Below are 813 nucleotides of genomic sequence, written 5' to 3' on the forward strand. Positions count from 1 at the left end.
CTAAGCCTCTGGAACGGCGCGGGCTCCGGCCCGCGCACGGCAGCACCCACGAAGCCCGGCCTCGCGCCGGGCTTCGTCTTTCGGGCCTGCCCGCCCGTCGAGGCCTGACCTTGCGGGAGCGCTGCGCAGCGCAGCAATCGCCGGGTCCACAACTGCGGACATCGCGCCCGGCAGGTGCCGATATAAATCGAAAAATACGACCAATCGCCCAAAATCTTCGGGCAACGTGACCGTTCGTCGGCCGAAACGCACGCAAATGGGAGATCATCCCGCCGGCGCGTTAATTAACCCAGGTTTAGCGCCGTCCGGGCCGACGTTAAGTGGTATTAACAAACACCTTGACGGTGTATGATCCCCCCGCCAGTGACTGCGGCGCCGGCTCGGCCGGGTGCTACCGCGTCTCTGTCGCAGGAGCAGCGCCGCATAAGACTGTCCCGATCAAACAGTCCGATCACCCCCCGTTCCGATCGATCTGAAGGAGTTAGAGATGAAGATCCGTATGTTGAGCACCGCACTGCTGGCGGGCTTGGCTTTTTCGCAGGTGGCCAGCGCGCAGGATTTCGATGACCGCTGGTACCTGACCGGCTCGGCCGGCATGAATGTCCAGGACAACGACCGCGGCACCCGCAACGCTCCGTTCGGCGCGATCGGCCTGGGCAAGTTCCTGAGCCCGAACTGGTCGCTGGACGGCGAGCTGAACTACCAGAACCCGAAGTTCGACGCCAACCAGGATCTGAACTGGAGCCAGTACGGCATCTCGCTCGACCTGCGCCGCCACTTCGTCACCGAAGGCCGCAACTGGAACCCGTACCT

1 protein-coding gene is annotated in these 813 nt (G+C 63.6%); it reads left to right on the forward strand.

From position 1 onward, the window contains the following. Positions 1–487: 487 nt before the first annotated feature. The coding region (locus tag AC3A57_RS22905; protein WP_487581009.1) for an outer membrane beta-barrel protein at positions 488–813 on the forward strand (326 nt) is incomplete at its 3' end.

Source organism: Lysobacter sp. Soil_C_15 (assembly GCF_057657315.1).